An 18,448-nucleotide genomic window follows, 5' to 3' on the forward strand; every position below is an offset into this window, starting at 1 on the left:
CAGGGTCATGCGAAGGAGCCATGCGCATGCCTCCGTCATCTCATCAGGGCGGGAGCCGCGAACAGCCCGTCATCCTTGCCCCGGCCGGGCTCGAAGGGACGCTTGTCCTGCCCCCTGGGGCAGCGGGCGTGGTCGTCTTCGCCCATGGCAGCGGGTCGAGCCGCTTCAGCCCGCGCAACCGCGAGGTGGCCGGGGCGTTGCAGGCGGCCGGGCTGGGCACGCTGCTGTTCGACCTCCTGACCGAGGGTGAGGCGGAGGACCGGCGGAACGTCTTCGACATCCCGCTGCTCGGCGGCCGGCTGGTGGCGGCGATCGACCACATGGCCGGGCATGGGGCCGCCGGGATGCTCCCGGTCGGCCTGTTCGGCGCCAGCACCGGGGCCGCGGCGGCCCTGACCGCGGCGGCCGCACGGCCCGACCGGGTGCATGCGGTCGTCTCCCGCGGCGGCAGGCCGGACCTTGCCGGCGGAGAGGTGCTCGGCCGCCTCGCCGCCCCGACCCTGCTCATCGTCGGCGGCTCGGACCGGGAGGTGCTCGGCCTCAATGAATCGGCCCGCGCGGCGATGCGCTGCGTCTCTGAACTCGCCGTGGTGCCGGGGGCGACGCATCTCTTCGAGGAACCGGGCGCGCTCGACCAGGTTTCGCGACTGGCGGCTGCCTGGTTCCTGCGCTGGCTGGCGCCGCCGGCAGGGCAGCGCGGGGGACCGGCGCAGGGCGCGCCTTCGGCGGGAGCGGCACCCGGTTCCTGACCGCCCCGGGGCGGGAGGGAGGCGGCCCATGGCCCCCGGCCCCTTCACGCCCCGCGCGGCGCGCGCTACCTCTCGCGTCCTTTGGGCCAACACCTTGCCGGGACGGGCTTTTCCCGGGGACGCGACGGGCAGGACATGACCAGCAGCAACGACATCCGCGCCACCTTCCTCGACTACTTCCGCCGCAACGGGCATGAGGTGGTGGAGAGCAGTCCGCTGGTCCCGCGCAACGACCCGACGCTGATGTTCGCGAACTCCGGCATGGTGCAGTTCAAGAACGTCTTCACCGGCCAGGAAAAGCGCCCCTACACGCGGGCCACCACGGCGCAGAAATCGGTGCGCGCCGGCGGCAAGCACAACGACCTGGACAATGTCGGCTACACCGCCCGGCACCACACCTTCTTCGAGATGCTGGGGAACTTCTCCTTCGGCGACTATTTCAAGGAACAGGCCATCGCCTATGCCTGGGAACTGCTGACCAGGGACTTCGCCCTGCCGAAGGACCGGCTGCTGGTCACGGTGTTCTCCGAGGACGATGAGGCACCGGTCCACTGGAAGAAGATCGCCGGCCTGCCGGACAGCCGCATCATCCGCATCCCGACTTCCGACAATTTCTGGCGCATGGGCGATACCGGCCCCTGCGGCCCCTGCTCCGAGATCTTCTTCGACCACGGCGACAAGATCCCGGGCGGCCCGCCGGGCTCGCCGGACGAGGATGGCGACCGGTTCATCGAGATCTGGAACCTGGTCTTCATGCAGTTCCTCGAGGAACCGGCCGGGACGCGCAACCCGCTGCCCAAGCCCTCGATCGACACCGGCATGGGGCTGGAGCGCTTCGCCGCCATCCTGCAGGGCAAGCACGACAACTACGACACCGACACGCTGCGGGCGCTGATCCTGGCCTCCGCGGAAGCCACCGGCCAGGCGCCGGACGGCCCGTTCCGCGTCAGCCATCGCGTCGTCGCCGACCACCTGCGCGCCGGCGCCTTCCTGATCGCCGACGGCGTGCTGCCGTCGAACGAGGGCCGCGGCTACGTGCTGCGCCGCATCCTGCGCCGCGCGATGCGCCACGCGCACATGCTGGGCGCGCGGGAGCCTCTGATGCACCGGCTGCTGCCGGCGCTGGTGCGGCAGATGGGCGCGGCCTATCCGGAACTGGTGCGCGCCGAGGCGCTCATCAGCGAGACGCTGCGGCTGGAAGAAACCCGCTTCCGTTCGCTGCTCGAACGCGGCCTGGGGCTGCTGGCGGAAGAGACCGGGAAGCTCGGCGCCGGCCAGACCCTGCCGGGCGAGGTCGCCTTCCGCCTCTATGACACCTACGGCTTCCCGCTCGACCTGACGCAGGACGCGCTGCGCGCCGAGGGCCGCCCGGTGGACGTGGAAGGCTTCAACGCCGCCATGGCCGAGCAGCGCAAGCGCGCCCGCGCCGCCTGGGCGGGCTCGGGCGAGGCCGCGACGGAAGGCGTGTGGTTCGACCTCAAGGAGAAGGTGGGGGCCTCCGAATTCCTCGGCTACACGACCGAGGTCGCGGAAGGCGAGATCGTCGCCATCGTCGCCGACGGCAAGCCGGTGGAGCGCGCCCCGGTCGGCACCGAGGTCGCCGTGCTGCTGAACCAGACGCCCTTCTACGCGGAATCCGGCGGCCAGGTCGGCGACACCGGCATCATCCAGGCCGGCGAGGCCTGCCGGATCGAGGTGCGCGACACGCAGAAGAAGCTTGGCGCGCTGCACGTGCACCTGGGCATCGTGGTGCATGGCGAAGCCCGCACCGGCCTGGCGGTGACGGCGGAGGTGGAGCACGACCGCCGCTCGAAGATCCGCTCCCACCACTCGGCGACGCATCTGCTGCATGAGGCGCTGCGCCGCCGGCTCGGCACGCATGTGGCGCAGAAGGGCTCGCTGAACGCGCCCGACCGGCTGCGCTTCGATGTCTCCCAGCCGGTGCCGATGACCGAGGAGGACCTGCACTGGGTCGAGGCCGAGGTGAACGCGCGCATCCGCGAGAATGCCGAGGTGGTCACGCGGCTGATGACGCCGGAAGCCGCCGTCGAGGCCGGCGCCATGGCCCTCTTCGGCGAGAAGTACGGCGAGGAGGTCCGCGTCGTCGGCATGGGCCATGACCCGGCGGCGGTGGAGAAGCACGGCGTCTACTCGCTGGAGCTCTGCGGCGGCACGCATGTGCGGCGCACCGGCGACATCGGCCTGTTCAAGATCGTCGCCGAAGGCGCCGTCTCGGCCGGCATCCGGCGGGTGGAGGCCGTCACCGGCGACGCCGCGCTCGCCTACATCGCCGAGATGGAGGAAAGCCTGCAGGCCGCGGCCGCGGTGCTGAAGGCGCAGCCTGGCGAGCTCGCCGGCCGCATCAGCGCGCTGGTCGAGGAACGCCGCAAGCTGGAGCGCGAGGTCGCCGAGCTGCGCAAGAAGCTCGCGACCGGCGGCGGCGGGGCGGAGGTCGAGGAAGTCGCCGGGCTGCGGGTCGCGCTGCGCGACCTCGGCGAGGTCCCGGCCCGCGACCTGAAGGGTCTTGCCGAGGCTATCCTGAAGGGCGGCACGGCGGATGTCGTGGCGCTGGTCAGCACGGCGGAGGGCAAGGCCTCGATCGTCGTCGCGACCGGGGAGACGGCGAAGGGCAAGGCCGATGCCGTGGCGTTGGTGCGCGTGGCCTCCGCCGCGGTCGGCGGCAAGGGCGGTGGCGGGCGGCCGGACATGGCGCAGGCCGGCGGGCCGGAAGCGGCCAAGGCCGCCGAGGCGCTGGCCGCCGTGAAGGCGGCGCTGGCCGGGTGAGCGAGACGGCGCGCGTCCGTGCGCGGGCGCTGGGGCTCGCGCCCGGCATCTTCCCGCCCGGCGCGCACAACGCCATCACCGACGTCGCCGGCGTGCGCGTCGGGCAGGTGACGTTGATCGAGGGCGACGCCACGCGTACCGGCGTGACCGCCATCATCCCGCACCCCGGCAACCCGTTCCAGGACCGGGTGCCGGCGGGGCTTGCCGTCATCAACGGCTTCGGCAAGCTCGCCGGCGCGACGCAGGTGGCGGAACTCGGCGAGATCGAGACGCCCATCGTGCTGACCAACACCCTCGCCGTCGGGCGGGCGGTGGAGGCGCTGGTGGACTGGACCCTGGCGCGCCCGGGCAATGAGCAGGTCACCAGCGTCAACGCCTTCGTCGGCGAAACCAATGACGGGCGGCTGAACGACATCCGCGCCCGCGGCGTGACGCGGGAACACGTGCTCGCTGCGCTGGAGGGTGCGGCAGATGGGCCCGTCGCGGAAGGCTGCGTCGGCGCCGGCACCGGGACCATGGCCTTCGGATGGAAGGGCGGCATCGGCACGTCGTCCCGCCTGTTGCCGGAAGCCCTCGGCGGATGGCGCATCGGCGCGCTGGTGCAGGCGAATTACGGCGGCGTGCTGACGATGGACGGCATCCCGGTCGGGCACGAGCTCGGCCGCTGGTATCTCAAGGAACACACGGACCGCGGTGACGCGGACGGCTCGGTGATGGTGATCATCGCGACCGATGCGCCGCTGTCGGACCGCAACCTGACGCGCCTGGCGACGCGCGCCATGGCCGGCCTGGCGCGCACCGGCGCGGCGTTCAGCGACGGGTCGGGCGACTACGCGCTCGCCTTCTCGACGCATCCCGGCGTGCGGCGCACGGCGGAGCGGCGCGCGCATCAGGCGATCATCGCCGACTGGCCCAATGACCGCATGTCGCCGCTGTTCCAGGCGGCGGCGGAGGCGGTGGAGGAAGCGGTGCTCAACGCGCTGACCATGGCCACGACGGTGATCGGCCGTGACGGCCGTACCGGGCGACGTGCGAAGGGGGAGGCGATCGACCTCGACGCGCTGCGCGCCGTGCTGGTGCGACACGGGAGGGGCGCATGAGGCGGGCATTGCTCGCCGCGGCGGCGCTGCTCGCCGTCGCGCTGCCGGCCGCGGAAGCGGCGCGCACCACGCTGCGCGCGACCCGCCCCGGCGCGCCGCCGCTGACCCTGCGCGCGGCATCCAGCCAGGAGCATTGGGTGATCTCCGTCCTCGAGGGCGGCATCGAGAGCCAGCGGATCGAGGTGCAGTCCGACCTGCCGGACGTGCTGCCCTGGCTGGCGGACACCAATGGCGACGGTGCGGCGGACCTGTGGGTGCCGGTGATCGGCGGCAACGCGAACACCGCCTGGGATGTCTGGATCATGCAGCCCGGGGAGGCCCGCTTCCGCCGCGCGGGCGAGGTCGGCGGGCTTGGCTTCTCGCGCGATTCCGCGGGGCGGCTGATCGCGCTCGGGCGCAATGGCTGCTGCAGCCTGTCCTACACCTTCCATACCTTCGATGCCGAGGGGAGGCTGCGGGAGGCGTTTTCCGTCGAGCGGCAGCTCGACGATCTCGGCCGCGGGACCTGCGAGCCGGTGGCCATCGCCATGGAGCCGCCGGCAGCGGCGGTGCGCGCGACCTGCGCCTTGCGGCCGGGGCAGATGCCCGGGACGCCTCTGCGCGGACGCTGACGGATCGAGGGGGCGCCGCCCCCTCGAACTCCCCCGCCAGGGGACACGGTCCCCTGGACCCGCGAGAACTCAAGTCATGGTTTCCAAAGGCCTTTCGGCCTTTGGTGGGGTGAGGCGCGGAGAGGGGCAAAGCCCCTCTCCGATTCCCTCATCGGGCGGGTTCGCGCGCATGGGGCAAGGCCTCCCTCGGCACCGCCGTCAGGACGATTTCAGCGCATCCCGCGCCGCGGATCGGAACTCCCGCCGGTGCAATTCCCGCAGCACCAGCATGCTCGCGAGCATCAGCGCGACCGGGTGGATGATCCAGGCGAGCGCGGCCAGCCCGAAGTAGAACGACCGCAGCCCCGTGTTGAAGTGCCGCGCGCCGCGGTTGGCGAGCCGCGCCGCGGCCTCGGCATGCGCGATCGCCGCCGGGTCGCAGGGCATGCCGACGACCAGGGTGCTCGTGTAGTTGAACTGCCGCAGCGCCCAGGTCAGCTCGAAGAAGGCGTTGACGAAGATCACCAGGAGCAGGCCGATCTTCACCTCCCACATCGCATCGTCGGGCACCGTGCTCCAGGGCAGGGCCGCGACCACGCGCCGGCCGATGTCCGGCGCCGCCAGCATCGCCACCAGCCCGCCCAGCAGCAGGATGGAGGTGGTGGCGAGGAAGGAGGTCGAGGACATCAGGTTGCCGATCGCCGAGATGTCGGCGATGCGGTTCTCCCGCGGCAGGGCGGAGAGCATCCAGCGCCGGCGGTGCTCGTCCATCGCCGCGATCACGCTCTTCGCGCGGATCGAGGGCACGCGGTCCACGATCAGCGCATAGACCACCCAGCAGAGGCCGAAGATGGCGAGGGCGATCCAGTCGAGGAGGGTCAGCGGCAGCATGGCGGGACCCTAGCGCGGGGAGGGCATGAATCGGAACGGCCGCCGCGGTTTCCCGCGACGGCCGTCCGAACTCGCCGGAAAGAGGCCGGGTCAGGCCATCTTCTTCTGCAGGTTCTCGTCCAGCTTGGCGAGGAAGGCCTGGGTGTTGAGCCAGGGCTGGTCCTTGCCGATCAGGATGGCGAGGTCCTTCGTCATATGGCCGCTCTCGACCGTCTCGATGCAGACCTGCTCGAGCGCATTGGCGAAGTCCACCACGTCCGGCGTGCCGTCGAACTTGCCGCGATAGGCGAGGCCGCGCGTCCAGGCGAAGATGGAGGCGATCGGGTTGGTCGAGGTCTCGCGGCCCTTCTGGTGCTCGCGGTAGTGGCGCGTCACCGTGCCGTGCGCCGCCTCGGATTCGACCGTCGAGCCGTCCGGGGAGAGCAGCACGGAGGTCATCAGGCCGAGCGAGCCGAAGCCCTGCGCCACGATGTCGGACTGCACGTCGCCGTCGTAGTTCTTGCAGGCCCAGACATAGCCGCCTTCCCACTTCAGGGCGCAGGCCACCATGTCGTCGATCAGGCGGTCCTCGTAGGTCAGGCCGGCGGCCTTGAACTTCTCCGCGAACTCCTCGTCGAAGATGCGGCGGAAGATGTCCTTGAACTCGCCGTCATAGGCCTTGAGGATCGTGTTCTTGTGGCTGAAGTAGACCGAGTAGCCACGGGCGAGGCCGTAGTTGAGGCTGGCGCGGGCGAAGCCCTCGATCGACTTGCGGGTGTTGTGCATGCCCATCAGCACGCCGCCGCCGGCGGGGAAGTTGGTGACTTCGAGTTCGACCGGCTGGCCGCCGCCTTCCGGCGTCCAGGTCAGGGTGGCCTTGCCCGCGCCGGGGATCTTGGTCTCGGCGGCGCGGTAGATGTCGCCATAGGCATGGCGGCCGACGACGATCGGCTTCGACCAATGCGGCACCAGGCGCGGCACGTTCCGGCAGATGATCGGCTCGCGGAAGATCGTGCCGTCGAGGATGTTGCGGATGGTCCCGTTCGGGGACTTCCACATCTTCTTGAGGCCGAATTCCTTCACTCGGGCCTCGTCCGGCGTGATGGTCGCGCACTTCACGGCGACGCCGTACTGCTTGGTGGCGTTGGCGGAATCGACCGTGATCTGGTCGTCCGTCTCGTCGCGCTTCTGGATGCCGAGGTCGTAGTACTTCAGGTCGATATCGAGATAGGGGAGGATCAGCTTGTCCTTGATGAACCCCCAGATGATGCGGGTCATCTCGTCCCCGTCCATCTCGACGACGGGGGTCTTCACCTTGATCTTGGCCATGCCTGTCCTCTGCGGGGCGTGCGTTGAGCGGGCCTGACCCGGAGGCGGCCGGCGCGGCCGGAAATTGCACCGGCCGGGCGGGGGGGGCAAGCCCGGCCCTGGCGGAAGTGCCCGGAGGGGGCCGGCCCGGCACGTCCTGGCGTCCATATCGTATGAACGGCGCAGCAACGACGGCGGCCGTGCGCGGGTTCTGCCACCATCGGCAAGCAGGGCGACCACCCGGTGGCGCTCCTGGTCGCCACCATGAGGCGCGGCTTTTGCCCGGCCTGGCGAACCGGCGGCCCGCACGTTGAATCTGCGGCCCGCGGCCGAACCACATCTGCGGCCCGCCGCCAAACCGGCGGGGGCCGCAGACCCGGGGGCAGGTCAGCCGAGGCTGGTCACATCCATCGGAGTAGGCATCCAGGCATAGCCCTCCCCTTCCTTGGCCAGGTTGCCGATGCCCGGCCAGGGGAAGTGGTATGAAAGGATGGTCGGCCGATCCGTCGCGAAACGTTCGAGCAGGCGGGATCTGGTCTGCGCCGAGAGCTTCGGGTCGGTGTCGTAGGCGAATTCCCACAGCGGATGGCGCAGCAGCAGCACCTGGTGGTGGGCCAGGTCGCCGGTGTTGATCATCACCTGCGGGCCGGAGGCGATGGCGTAGATCATGTGCCCGACCGTATGGCCAGGGGCGGAGATGGCGGTGACACCGGGCACCACTTCCCGCCCGTCCTGCACCATGATCATGCGGTCGCGGTAGGCGGCGAGGTTCTTCTTCGCCCCGTCGATGAAGGGCACCATGAAGGCCGGGCCGCGCTTGTTGGCGTCGTCCGTCCAGAACCTGAGGTCGGCCTCGCTGACCGCGACCTGGGCGTTGGGGAAGTTGCGGTTGCCCTGCGCATCCACCAGCGCCCAGCAATGATCGCAATGCGCATGCGTCAGCGCGACGATGTCGATCTGCGCCGGGTCGATGCCGGCGGCGCGCAGGTTGCGCAGCAGGCGGCCGGTGGTCGGGCCGAACATGCGGCTGGCCTCGCCCATGCTGTCGCCCATGCCGGTGTCGAACAGGATCAGGTGCCGGCCGGTGTTGAGCACCAGCGCATTCTGCTCGAGCGTCGCGGCATTCGGGTCGAGGAAGTGCGCGCGCAGCAAGGCCCCGATCTCCCCGGGGCGGGAGCCGGTGAAGGCATCATCGGGCTTGCCGAGCGGCAGCGAGCCGTCGGAAACGACGGTCGCTTCGTAGTCCCCGAAGCGGAAGCGGTACCAGGCCGGTGCGCCCCGGCCCACGAAGGGGGCGGCCGCCTCGGCCCTGATCAGGGGCAGCGTTGCGGCCGCAGCCCCGGCGCCCAGAAGGGCGCGGCGAGAGATCGTCATGTCCTGTGTTTCCCCATTCTTGTCGTGGCAGCCGGGACGGGCCTGCGCCGGGAGGCTATGGTCTGGCGGACACGCAGGGCCAGCCGCAGTTGCGGCGCGAGGCTACACACTACCGTGACGGGAAAGGAAGATACCGATGATCCTCCGCGTGATCGGGGCCGGCATCCTCGGCACCGCCGTGGCGACCGCGGCGGCCATGACGGCGGTGGCCGTCGGCGGGGCGGGGCTGGCCTTGCTGGCCTGCGCCGCGAAGCGACGGGCGGCGGCGCGCTCGGCCTGGCCCGAGGAGCAGGAGGCCCCGCCGGCGCCGGCCGAGGAGGCCTGAGAAGCCTGGCACAGCGATGCCGCTCAGGGGCCGTCCACCGCATAAGTTTGGAAACGCGCCCCGCGGCGCGTTTCAGGGTCCGGCACCGGCCCGCACCCCCCGCCCGGCCACCCATTCCAGCATGCTGACGTGGGTGGCCGAGTGGGGGGTGACGGCCGGTGCTGGACTTTCAGACGGTTTCCGAGGGCCGGGCCTGTCGCTTGGGCCGGCGCGCCGGGCATGGTTCGGTCGGCCCCTCGCGCCGGGCCCGTGCCGCCTTGCCCGGTGCAGGCGAGGGCGCTACGCGCGGCGCTGAGGTGACGCTACGGTCCCGCCGACACGATTGGCCGCACCGTGCGGCGCGCATCGCGGACAGGGCATCGGGTTCGGCATAGCCGGGGCGGCGTTGGAGGAAGGCATGCGGGTCCTGATCGCGGGGGGTGGTGTGGGCGGGCTGACCCTGGCGCTGTCGCTGCGGGAACGCGGCATCGCCTGCACCGTCTTCGAGGCGGCCGAGCAGATCCGGCCGCTCGGCGTCGGCATCAACACGCTGCCGCATGCGATCCGGGAACTGGCGGCTCTGGGGCTGCTGCCGGCACTCGACGCCGTCGCGGTGCGGACGCGCGAGCTGCGCTACCTCAACCGCTTCGGCCAGGAGATCTGGGTCGAGAAGCGCGGCACCTGGGCCGGCCACGAGGTGCCGCAATTCTCCATCCATCGCGGCCATCTGCATGAGGTGCTGTGGAGGGCGGCGCTGGAGCGGCTCGGGCCGGAGGCGCTGGTGACGGGCGCGCGCTTCGCCGGCTTCGAGCAGGACGCCGACGGCGTGACGGCGCGCTTCGCCGATGGGCGCGCGGCGCGCGGCGAGGTGCTGGTCGGCGCGGACGGCATCCATTCGGTCCTGCGCGCGGCGCTGCACCCCGACGATGGCGGCATCCGCTGGAACGGCATCCAGATGTGGCGCGGCGCGGTGGACTGGCCGGCATTCGAGGGCGGCGACACCATGATCGTCGCCGGCGACATGGCCGAGAAGCTGGTGCTCTATCCGATCGCCGCCGGGGCCACGCCCGGCGCGCGTTTCACCAACTGGGTGGTGTGCGCGCAGATCGGCGACCCGTCGCGCCCGCCGCCGCGGCGCGAGGACTGGTCGCGCCCCGGACGGCTCGAGGAAGTGCTGCCGCATGTCGCGCGTTTCCGCATCCCGTTCCTCGACGTGGAATCGCTGGTGCGGGCGACGCCGGAATTCTGGGAATACCCGATGTGCGACCGCGACCCGCTGCCATGGTGGACGAAGGGCCGGGTGACGCTGCTCGGCGATGCGGCGCATCCGATGTATCCGGTGGGTTCGAACGGCGCGTCGCAGGCGGTGATCGATGCGCGTTGCCTGGCTGCGCTGCTGGCGGATCGGCCGGTGGCGGAGGCGCTGGCGGCCTACGAGGTGGAGCGCCTGCCGAAGACTGCCGAGATCGTGCGCACCAACCGCAAGGGCGGGCCGGAGCGCGTGGTGGACGTGGTGTCCGAGCGCGCGCCGGAGGGCTTCGCGCGGCTGGAGGATGTCATCGCGCGGGATGAGCTTGCCGCCATCGCCGGCGGCTACGCCGCCATGGCGGGATTCTCCGCGCCGCGTTAGAGCAGATCCCGATCAGGTGGAATCACCTGATCGGGTGAGGATGCTCGCGAAAACAAGGGGCTGGCGCGGTTGCCGTGAGCCAAGGCGAACGGAAACCGCTCCAGCGTTTCGCTTTCGCCCGCAACATCCGCGCGCGGCGCCCGGCATGGTCCCTCCGCACGTGGCGGGAGCGGGGATGATGGCGAGCCGAAGCGATGCGTGGGGTACCGGCGGTGTCGCGCCGCGGGCGCGGCCGCCTCTGCGATGGGCCTTGGCCTGGATCGGCGCGGCGATGGATCGTCGGGCGGGGCGTGCGCGGCTTGCCGAGCTTGACCCGCGGCTGCTGCGCGACATCGGGGTGATGCCGATGGATGCGCTCGCGGAATCCCGCAAGCCTTGGTGGCGGTGCTGAGCGGCCGCATTGGCAGGCTCTCCGCGCAGGGGCAGGATGGCCCGCGACGGAGGAAATGCCATGGCAGGACGAATGGACGTGCGGCGGTCGCATGATGGGCGCGTCGCCCATGTCGCGGTCGATCACGATGCGAAGCTGAACACGCTGAATCCGGAACTGATGCGGGACTTCGCCGCGACCTTCGCCGTGCTGGCGAAGGAGGAGGCGCTGCGCGCCGTGGTTCTGACCGGCGCAGGGACGCGTGCCTTCATCGGGGGTGCGGACATCTCCGTCATGGCGGGGCTCGACAGCGAGGCGGCGGCGCAGGACTTCATCCGCCTGGTGCATGGCTGCTGCCGCGCCGTGCGTGACCTGCCGGTGCCGGTGATCGCGCGGGTGAACGGCTGGTGCCTCGGTGCCGGGCTGGAGGTGGCGGCGGCCTGCGACCTGCGCATCGCGGCGGAGAGCGCGAAGTTCGGCATGCCGGAGGTGCGCGTCGGCATTCCCTCGGTGGTGGAGGCGGCGCTGCTGCCCGGGCTGATCGGCTGGGGCCGGACGCGGCGGCTGCTGCTGCTGGCGGAGACCATCGGCGCCGCCGAGGCCGGGGATTGGGGCCTGGTGGAACGCGTGGTGCCGGATGCGGCGCTGGATGCGGCGGTGGAGGAGTGGCTCGGGCTTCTGCTCGAAGCCGGCCCGCATTCGATCCGGTCGCAGAAGGCGCTGATCCGTCGCTGGGAGGACAGCACGGTGACCCAGGGCATTGCCGCCGGCATCGAGGCCTTCGGCGCGTCCTGGCGCAGCGACGAACCCGCCAGGATGCTCGGCGGCTTCATGGCCGCGAAGCGTCGTAAGGCCTGACGTCGCGCCGACGCAGTCCGTGCGACCCTGACAGGGAAGGGAGGGGGTTCGGGGGAGGTTCATCCTCCCCCGACCTTAGCTACGTCTCAGCCCGCAGGCGGCAGGAAGGTCACCTCGTGTTCGGACGCGATGCGCACGACTTCCGCCGGATCGGCCACGTTGTGGATGCGCTGGAACAGCGTTTCGAGGCTGCGCGCCGGGCTGACCCAGAACAGCGCGCGCACCGGCGCGCCGGACTTGTTGAAGATGCCGTGCATGATGCCCATCGGCATGCGGATCAGGTCGCCGGCCGTGGCCTGCATCGGCTGCCCGTCCAGCACCAGGTCGAAGCGGCCTTCGAGGACGCGGATGAATTCGTCCTGCGTGGTGTGGATGTGCGGGGGCACGAAGGTTTCGGGCGGGAAGAGGGCGTCGAAGGCGAAGCAGGAATCGCCGCTCGCCACCGGCTTGTAGGTCTGGCCGAGGATGTTCCAGACGACGCCGCCGATGCCTTCTCCGGCGGGGGTGATGCCTGCGGTCAATGCGGTCATGCGCGTGGGTCCTCCCTCAGACGTGAAGATATGTGTCGCGCACTTCGGGCGCGGCCGAAAGGGCTTCGCTGGTGCCGGTCCACACGACCTGGCCTTTCTCGATCACGACGTGGCGGTCGGCGAGGCGGAGGATGGCGGCGAGGTTCTTGTCGATCAGCAGGATGGCCTGGCCCTCGGCGCGCAGGCGGGCGAGGACGGCCCAGATCTCGGCGCGGATGATGGGCGCGAGGCCCTCGGTCGCCTCGTCGAGGATCAGCAGGCGCGGGTTGGTCATCAGCGCGCGGCCGATGGCGAGCATCTGTTGTTCCCCGCCCGAGAGGCGCGCGCCGAGGTTGCGGCGGCGCTCGGCGAGGCGCGGAAAGAGGGCCAGCACCTGCGGCAGGGTCCAGCGCGGTGCGCCGCCGGCGCGGTTGGCGGCGGTGGCGACCAGGTTCTCCTCGACCGTCAGGGTCGGGAAGACCTGGCGGCCTTCCGGCACCAGGCCGACGCCGCGCTGGGCGATGCGGTAGGGCGGCAGGCCGGTGATCTCGGCGCCGGCGAAGGCGATGCGGCCGGCGATGGGCGTGACGAGGCCCATGATGGCGCGCACCGTGGTCGTCTTGCCCATGCCGTTGCGGCCGAGCAGGGTCACGACCTCCCCCGCGCCGACGGCGAAGGAGATGCCGTGCAGCACGCGGCTGCCGCCATAGCCGGCGACGAGGGATTCGACCTCCAGCATCAGGCTTCGTCCTCGCCGAGATAGGCGGCGCGGACCTTGGCGCTGGAGCGGATCTCGGCGACGGAGCCGGTGGCGATGACGCGGCCGTAGACGAGGACGGAAACGCGGTCGGCGAGCGCGAAGACCGCCTGCATGTCGTGCTCGACGAGCAGGATGGTGTAGGCGGATTTCAGCCGCGTCAGCAGGGCGACGAGGCGTTCCGTCTCCTCCGGCCCGGCGCCGGCGAGGGGCTCGTCGAGCAGCAGCAGGCGGGGTTGCGTGGCGAGCGCGATGGCGAGTTCCAGGGCGCGCTTCTCGCCGTGGCTGAGGGCGCCGGCGGGCACACCGGCGCGGTCGGCGAGGCCGACCTCGGCGAGGGCCTGCATGGCGGTTTCGTTCAACGCGCGCTCGGTGGCGGCGGGCCGGAAGAAGCGGAAGGAGGAGCCGGAGCGCGCCTGCACCGCCAGCGCGACATTGGCGAGAGCCGTGAAGCCCGCGACGACGCTGGTGATCTGGAAGGTCCGCGCGAGGCCCGCCCGCACGCGCCGCGGCAGGGAGAAGCGCGTCACATCCTGCCCGGCGAAGACGACGCGGCCTTCGTCGGGCGCGACGACGCCGGTGATCTCGTGGATCAGCGTCGTCTTGCCGGCGCCGTTGGGGCCGATGACGGCGTGGATCTCGCCGGGCAGCACGTCCAGCGAGACGCCGTCCGTTACGGCGAGGCCGCCATAGTGCTTGCGCAGGCTGTCGAGGCGCAGCAGCGGCTCAGCCATGGTGCCTCGCCACCAGGCCGGAGAGGCCGCCGCGGAGGAAGATCACCGCCAGCACCAGCAGCGGCCCGAAGACCAGCTTCCAGTGCAGCATCTGCTGGGCGAGCCAGGTCTCCAGCAGCACGAAGGCCAGCGCGCCGAGGATCGCCCCCCAGAGCCGCCCTGCGCCGCCGAGGATGACCATGAACAGCAGTTCCCCCGATCGCTGCCAGGAGAGGGTGGCGGGGGAGACGAACTCTGTCGCATTGGCCAGCAGGACGCCGGCGAGCCCGCCCATGGCGCCGGCGAGCATGTAGCCGAGCAGCCGGAACGGGTAGGGGGCGAGGCCGACGGCTTCGACCCGTTGCGGGTTCTCGCGCGCTGCCCGCAACACGCGGCCGAAGCGCGACGCCAGCAGCATGGCGCAGCCGCCCCAGCTGGCAGCGAGCAGCCCGAGGCAGATGTAGTGGAAGGCCAGCCGGTTCTCGAGCAGTCGCGTGCCGAGCAGTTCCGTCCGGCTGTACAGCGTGTAGCCGTCATCCCCGCCATAGGCCGCGAGCGAGGAGGCGGTGAAGAAGGCCATCTGCCCGAAGGCCAGCGTGATCATGATGAAATGCACGCCGGAGGTGCGGATGGCGATGGCGCCGGTCAGCAGCGAGAACAGCGCCGCGGCGCCGATCGCGGCAGGCAGCACGAGCGTTGCTTCCGTCACGCCATGGGCGTCGAGGATCGCCACCGCATAGGCCCCGACGCCGACCGAGGCGGCATGGCCCAGGCTGACCAGCCCTGCGCCGCCGACCAGGAAGGACAGCGACACCGCCGCCATGCCGAGGATCATGGCGCGCGCCATCAGCGTCGTCTCGTAGGACCCGCCGAAGCCCAGCAGCGGCGCCACGCCGAGCGCGACCAGCACCACGAGAGGCAGCCAGGCTTCGCGCAGCATCGCGCGTCAGCCCGCGCGCACCGGGAACAGGCCCGCCGGGCGGAAGGCGAGAATCGCCGCCATGGCGACATAGACCAGCATGGAGGCCAGCGCCGCCCCCGCCTGCCGCGCCGCCGAGGCATCGAGGAACAGCCGCATCAGGTCCGGCATCAGCGATTTGCCGAGGATGTCGATGAGCCCGACCAGCAGCGCCGCGACGAAGGCCCCACGGATCGACCCGATCCCACCGATCACGATCACCACGAAGGCGAGGATCAGCACATTGTCGCCCATGCCGGGCTCGACCGAGAAGATCGGCCCCGCCAGCACGCCCGCGAAGCCCGCCAGCATCGCGCCGAAGGCGAAGACCAGGGTGAAGAGCCGGTTGATGTCGACGCCGAGCGCCGAGACCATCGCCGCATTGGTCGCCCCGGCGCGCACCAGCATGCCGGCGCGGGTGCGCTCCACCAGCCACCACAGCCCGCCCGCCGTCACGACGCCGGCCGCCAGCACCGCGACGCGGTAGAGCGGGTATTGCAGCCCGGGCATGATCTCGATGCCGCCTTCGAGCAGCGGCGGCACGGCGACCTGCAGCGGCGCGGCGCCCCACAGGACCTTCACGCCCTCGTTCAGGAACAGGATCACGCCGAAGGTCGCCAGCACCTGCGCCAGGTGGTCGCGCGCATAGAGGTGCCGGAAGACCAGCACCTCCAGCACCAGCCCCGCGGCCAGCGCGGCCGGCAGGGCGAGCACCAGCCCCCACCAGAAGGACCCGGTCGCGGCGGCGAGCGAGGCGCCCAGATAGGCGCCCAGCATGTACTGCACGCCGTGGGCGAGGTTGATGAAGTCCATCACCCCGAACACCAGCGTCAGCCCCGCCGCGACGAGGAAGAGCAGGATGCCGAGCTGCAGGCCGTTGAGCGCCTGCACCAGCAGCAGTTGCGTGGTCACGCGCCGGTCAGCGCATGCGGCACTCGGCGGCCCAGGGGTCGACCGCGTTGGTGAACACCTTGCGGTCCGTCTGGGTCTCGAGCTTGCCGTCGGCGCGGCGGCCGACCTTCAGCAGCCAGAAATCCTGCACCGGGTAGTGGTTCACGCCGAAGGCGAAGGGGCCGCGGACGGAACGGAAATCCGCCGCCCTGATCGCCGCGCGCAGCGCATCCTTGCCCGCCAGGTTGCCGTTCACGCGCCGGATCGCGGAATCGAGCAGCATCGCGGCGTCATAGGCCTGCGCCGCATAGGTCGCGGGCACGGCGTTGTGCGCGGCGACGTAGTCGTTCACGAAGCGCGTGTTCTGCGGGTTGTCCATGTTCGGCGCCCAGGAGGCCGCCGAGTAGAAGCCGAGTGCGGCATCGCCCTGCGCGGGCAGCGTCGCCTCATCGACCGTGAAGGTGGACAGGAAGGGGATGCCGGCGAGCCCTGCCTGGCGATACTGCCGCACCAGGTTCACGCCGAGCCCGCCCGGCATGAAGGTGAAGATCGCATCCGGACGCGCCGCCGCGATCTTCGCCAGCTCCGCCGAGAAGTCGAGCTGGGTCAGCGGCACATAGACCTCGTCCACCACCTCGCCGCGGAACTTGGACTTGAAGCCGGCCACCGCGTCGCGCCCCGCCTGGTAGTTCGGCACCATGACGAAGACGCGGCGGTAGCCGTTGTCCTGCGCCGCCTGGCCCATCACCGAGTGGACCTGGTCGTTGTTGTAGGAGGTGGTGAAGAAGAACGGGTTGCAGCCGCGCCCGGCGAAGGTGGACGGCCCGGCATTGGTGCTGATGAGGAAGGTGCCGCTCTCCGTCACCGGGCGCATGATCGCCTGCAGGATGTTGGAGAAGACCACGCCGACGATGAAGTCCACCTTGTCGCGCTCCAGCGCGGCGCGGACCTTGGTGACGGCGACATCGGGCTTCAGCTCATCGTCGATCAGGACGGTTTCGGCCGTCAGCCCGCCGAGCTTGCCGTCCAGATGCTTCAGGCCGAGGGCGAAACCCTCCTTCAACTGGTTGCCGAGGGCGGCCTGCGGCCCGGTCTGCACCGCGACCACACCGATCTTCACCGCGCCGGCGGGCTGCGCATGCAGGATCGCGGGGGCGGCCAGCAGTGCCGTGGTGCCGCCGAGAAGCCCGCGCCGTCCGATCCCGATCATGGAAGTCCCCTGTCTGCCGTCTGTCCCGCCTGTTAAGCGCGAAGCGTCACAAGGACGCAAGCCGCCGGGCCATGTCCGCGGCGCGGGCGGACAGCGGATGGTCGGGGTCGGTCAGCGGGTCGAGCACGGTGAAGTGGTTCGCCAGCGGGATCTCCTCCGCCGTGCCGCCCCAGGCGGCGGCGAAGTCCCGCGTCTGGCGGAGGAATTCCGGGCTCTCCGCCCCGCCCACCACAGTGTGCAACTCGCCGCCCGGCGGCGGCAGCCAGCGCGGGGACAGGGCGTGCGCCGCCTCCGGCGTCAGGTTCAGGGCGCGGGCGATGCTCGTGGGCAGCAGGGGCTCCAGCTCGAAGACGCCGGAGATCGGCAGCGCGGCAGGCACGATGCCGGTCGGCAGGCCCTGCGCGAAACCTGGCCAGTCGGTCGCCTGCAGCAGCGCCGAGAGCTGCCCGCCGGCCGAGTGGCCCACGGCCAGCATCCGCTGCCGCGTGGTCATGCAGAGGACCGCCGCGGCGCGGCGCATCTGCTCGACGATGGTCGCGAGCGGCACTGCCGGGCACAATCCATAGGACGGGACGGCCACCGCCACGCCGCGCAGCAGCAGGCCGCGGGCGAAATGACTGACCGATGTGCGGTCGAGCGCCTGCCAGTAGCCCCCATGGATGAAGAGCGCGAGCGGGCAGGGGCCGCCAGCCTCGGGCAGGAACAGGTCGAGCCGTTCCGGCTCGGTGTCCCCGTAGCGGACGTCCAGGCGCTTGCTCGCCCAGGTTGTGCGAAACGTTGCTGCGTCGCGCATCCAGCGAGCGATGATCGCGGCGCTGTCAGGCACGCGGGCGCGGTTGTTGTATTCGGCTTCGGCGTCCATGCGGCGCCATTCGACATGGCGCCGGACCGCGCGGCAAGGCAGGATCGGCAGGATGCGCGTCTATCTCGCCGGTCCCGAAGTCTTCCTGCCCGACGCCCTGGAAGTGGCGGCGGCGAAGAAGCGGATCTGCGCGGCGCATGGTCTGGAGGGCGTATTTCCCCTCGACCCGCCGCCGCAGGCGGCGCCGGCGCATCACCCCTACTGGCTCCGCATCTACCTGGCCAACGAGGCGCATATCCGGTCCTGCGGCGCGCTGATCGCCAACCTGACGCCCTTCCGTGGGCCGTCCGCCGATGCCGGGACGGTGTTCGAGCTCGGGCTGATGCGCGGGCTCGGGCGGCCGGTCATGGGCTACAGCAATGCGGCGGCGGAGTTCCTGCTGCGCACGCGGGCCTTTCTCGGCACCGCCGCGCGGCCACGTGCCGATGGCGGCTGGGAGGATGCGGAGGCCATGGGCCTCGAGGATTTCGGCCTTGCCGACAACCTGATGATCGATGGCGGCATCGAAGCGGCCGGCGGCACCTTCGAACGGCATGAGGCGAAGGCCGACCGCTGGCGCGACCTCACGGCGTTCGAGCGCTGCGTGCGGCGCCTCGCCGCGATGCGGTAGC

At 71.2% G+C, this 18,448-nt stretch carries 19 protein-coding genes; 9 read left to right on the forward strand and 10 right to left on the reverse strand.

All coding sequences use genetic code 11. The annotated features are described in order from the left end of the window. Window positions 1-26 precede the first annotated feature (26 nt). The 4 genes from GXW74_RS21675 to GXW74_RS21690 all read left to right on the forward strand — a co-directional run bounded on the left by GXW74_RS21675 (window position 27) and on the right by GXW74_RS21690 (window position 5,244). The gene (locus tag GXW74_RS21675; RefSeq protein WP_211848667.1) at window positions 27-749 is read left to right on the forward strand and encodes a dienelactone hydrolase family protein; all 723 of its coding nucleotides are present in this window, start codon (window positions 27-29) and stop codon (window positions 747-749) included. Window positions 750-884: 135 nt separating this feature from the next. Continuing rightward, a complete protein-coding gene (gene alaS / locus GXW74_RS21680) occupies window positions 885-3,533 on the forward strand; it encodes an alanine--tRNA ligase (RefSeq protein WP_211848668.1) in 2,649 nt (882 codons plus the stop codon). Then, window positions 3,530-4,633 carry a DmpA family aminopeptidase gene (locus tag GXW74_RS21685; RefSeq protein ID WP_211848669.1) on the forward strand — a complete coding sequence of 368 codons (1,104 nt, stop codon included), beginning with the start codon at window positions 3,530-3,532 and terminating at the stop codon, window positions 4,631-4,633. Before alaS ends, GXW74_RS21685 begins: the two co-directional genes overlap by 4 nt. Continuing rightward, window positions 4,630-5,244, forward strand: a complete 615-nt coding sequence (locus tag GXW74_RS21690; protein ID WP_211848670.1) for a hypothetical protein — start codon at window positions 4,630-4,632, stop codon at window positions 5,242-5,244. Before GXW74_RS21685 ends, GXW74_RS21690 begins: the two co-directional genes overlap by 4 nt. 198 nt (window positions 5,245-5,442) lie before the next feature. Here GXW74_RS21690 and GXW74_RS21695 read toward each other — a convergent pair whose 3' ends face one another. From GXW74_RS21695 to GXW74_RS21705, 3 genes are all read right to left on the reverse strand, one after another. Continuing rightward, the gene (locus GXW74_RS21695) at window positions 5,443-6,114 is read right to left on the reverse strand and encodes a DUF599 domain-containing protein (protein WP_211848671.1); all 672 of its coding nucleotides are present in this window, start codon (window positions 6,112-6,114) and stop codon (window positions 5,443-5,445) included. 90 nt (window positions 6,115-6,204) lie between these two features. Beyond that, window positions 6,205-7,422 (reverse strand): NADP-dependent isocitrate dehydrogenase, encoded by a 1,218-nt coding sequence (locus GXW74_RS21700; protein WP_211848672.1) that lies wholly within the window; start codon window positions 7,420-7,422, stop codon window positions 6,205-6,207. 366 nt (window positions 7,423-7,788) lie between these two features. Continuing rightward, a complete protein-coding gene (locus tag GXW74_RS21705; protein WP_211848673.1) occupies window positions 7,789-8,775 on the reverse strand; it encodes an MBL fold metallo-hydrolase in 987 nt (328 codons plus the stop codon). 136 nt (window positions 8,776-8,911) lie between these two features. On the opposite strand from GXW74_RS21705, the gene GXW74_RS21710 reads away from it, so the two are divergent. The 4 genes from GXW74_RS21710 (at window position 8,912) to GXW74_RS21725 (ending at window position 11,937) form a co-directional block, all read left to right on the forward strand. Continuing rightward, a complete protein-coding gene (locus GXW74_RS21710) occupies window positions 8,912-9,100 on the forward strand; it encodes a hypothetical protein (RefSeq protein ID WP_211848674.1) in 189 nt (62 codons plus the stop codon). Window positions 9,101-9,497: 397 nt separating this feature from the next. Next, complete coding sequence (locus GXW74_RS21715) at window positions 9,498-10,709, forward strand: flavin-dependent oxidoreductase (protein ID WP_211848676.1); 1,212 nt, start codon at window positions 9,498-9,500, stop codon at window positions 10,707-10,709. A 178-nt stretch (window positions 10,710-10,887) separates the two neighbouring features. Next, window positions 10,888-11,100: a DUF1127 domain-containing protein gene (locus GXW74_RS28460; RefSeq protein ID WP_272877337.1), complete on the forward strand. Its 213-nt coding sequence runs from the start codon at window positions 10,888-10,890 to the stop codon at window positions 11,098-11,100. 60 nt (window positions 11,101-11,160) lie between these two features. Continuing rightward, the gene (locus GXW74_RS21725; protein ID WP_211848679.1) at window positions 11,161-11,937 is read left to right on the forward strand and encodes an enoyl-CoA hydratase; all 777 of its coding nucleotides are present in this window, start codon (window positions 11,161-11,163) and stop codon (window positions 11,935-11,937) included. Between the two features lie 86 nt (window positions 11,938-12,023). Here GXW74_RS21725 and GXW74_RS21730 read toward each other — a convergent pair whose 3' ends face one another. From GXW74_RS21730 to GXW74_RS21760, 7 genes are read right to left on the reverse strand one after another with little or no spacing between them, the layout of a single operon-like run. Further along, window positions 12,024-12,467, reverse strand: a complete 444-nt coding sequence (locus GXW74_RS21730; protein WP_211848681.1) for a cupin domain-containing protein — start codon at window positions 12,465-12,467, stop codon at window positions 12,024-12,026. 16 nt (window positions 12,468-12,483) lie between these two features. After that, a complete protein-coding gene (locus GXW74_RS21735) occupies window positions 12,484-13,185 on the reverse strand; it encodes an ABC transporter ATP-binding protein (protein WP_211848683.1) in 702 nt (233 codons plus the stop codon). After that, window positions 13,185-13,937: an ABC transporter ATP-binding protein gene (locus GXW74_RS21740; RefSeq protein ID WP_211848684.1), complete on the reverse strand. Its 753-nt coding sequence runs from the start codon at window positions 13,935-13,937 to the stop codon at window positions 13,185-13,187. Before GXW74_RS21740 ends, GXW74_RS21735 begins: the two co-directional genes overlap by 1 nt. After that, complete coding sequence (locus GXW74_RS21745; RefSeq protein ID WP_211848685.1) at window positions 13,930-14,856, reverse strand: branched-chain amino acid ABC transporter permease; 927 nt, start codon at window positions 14,854-14,856, stop codon at window positions 13,930-13,932. Before GXW74_RS21745 ends, GXW74_RS21740 begins: the two co-directional genes overlap by 8 nt. A 6-nt stretch (window positions 14,857-14,862) precedes the next feature. After that, a complete protein-coding gene (locus GXW74_RS21750) occupies window positions 14,863-15,786 on the reverse strand; it encodes a branched-chain amino acid ABC transporter permease (RefSeq protein WP_211848686.1) in 924 nt (307 codons plus the stop codon). Between the two features lie 7 nt (window positions 15,787-15,793). Continuing rightward, window positions 15,794-16,975 (reverse strand): ABC transporter substrate-binding protein, encoded by a 1,182-nt coding sequence (locus tag GXW74_RS21755; protein WP_211848687.1) that lies wholly within the window; start codon window positions 16,973-16,975, stop codon window positions 15,794-15,796. A gap of 46 nt (window positions 16,976-17,021) precedes the next feature. Then, a complete protein-coding gene (locus GXW74_RS21760; RefSeq protein ID WP_211848688.1) occupies window positions 17,022-17,837 on the reverse strand; it encodes an alpha/beta hydrolase in 816 nt (271 codons plus the stop codon). A 52-nt stretch (window positions 17,838-17,889) separates the two neighbouring features. Here GXW74_RS21760 and GXW74_RS21765 point away from each other — a divergent pair, with 52 nt between their 5' ends. Continuing rightward, window positions 17,890-18,447 carry a nucleoside 2-deoxyribosyltransferase gene (locus GXW74_RS21765; protein ID WP_211848689.1) on the forward strand — a complete coding sequence of 186 codons (558 nt, stop codon included), beginning with the start codon at window positions 17,890-17,892 and terminating at the stop codon, window positions 18,445-18,447. Window position 18,448: the final 1 nt, after the last annotated feature.

Source organism: Neoroseomonas eburnea, from assembly GCF_018129005.1.
GTDB classification, from domain to species: Bacteria; Pseudomonadota; Alphaproteobacteria; order Acetobacterales; family Acetobacteraceae; genus Neoroseomonas; species Neoroseomonas eburnea.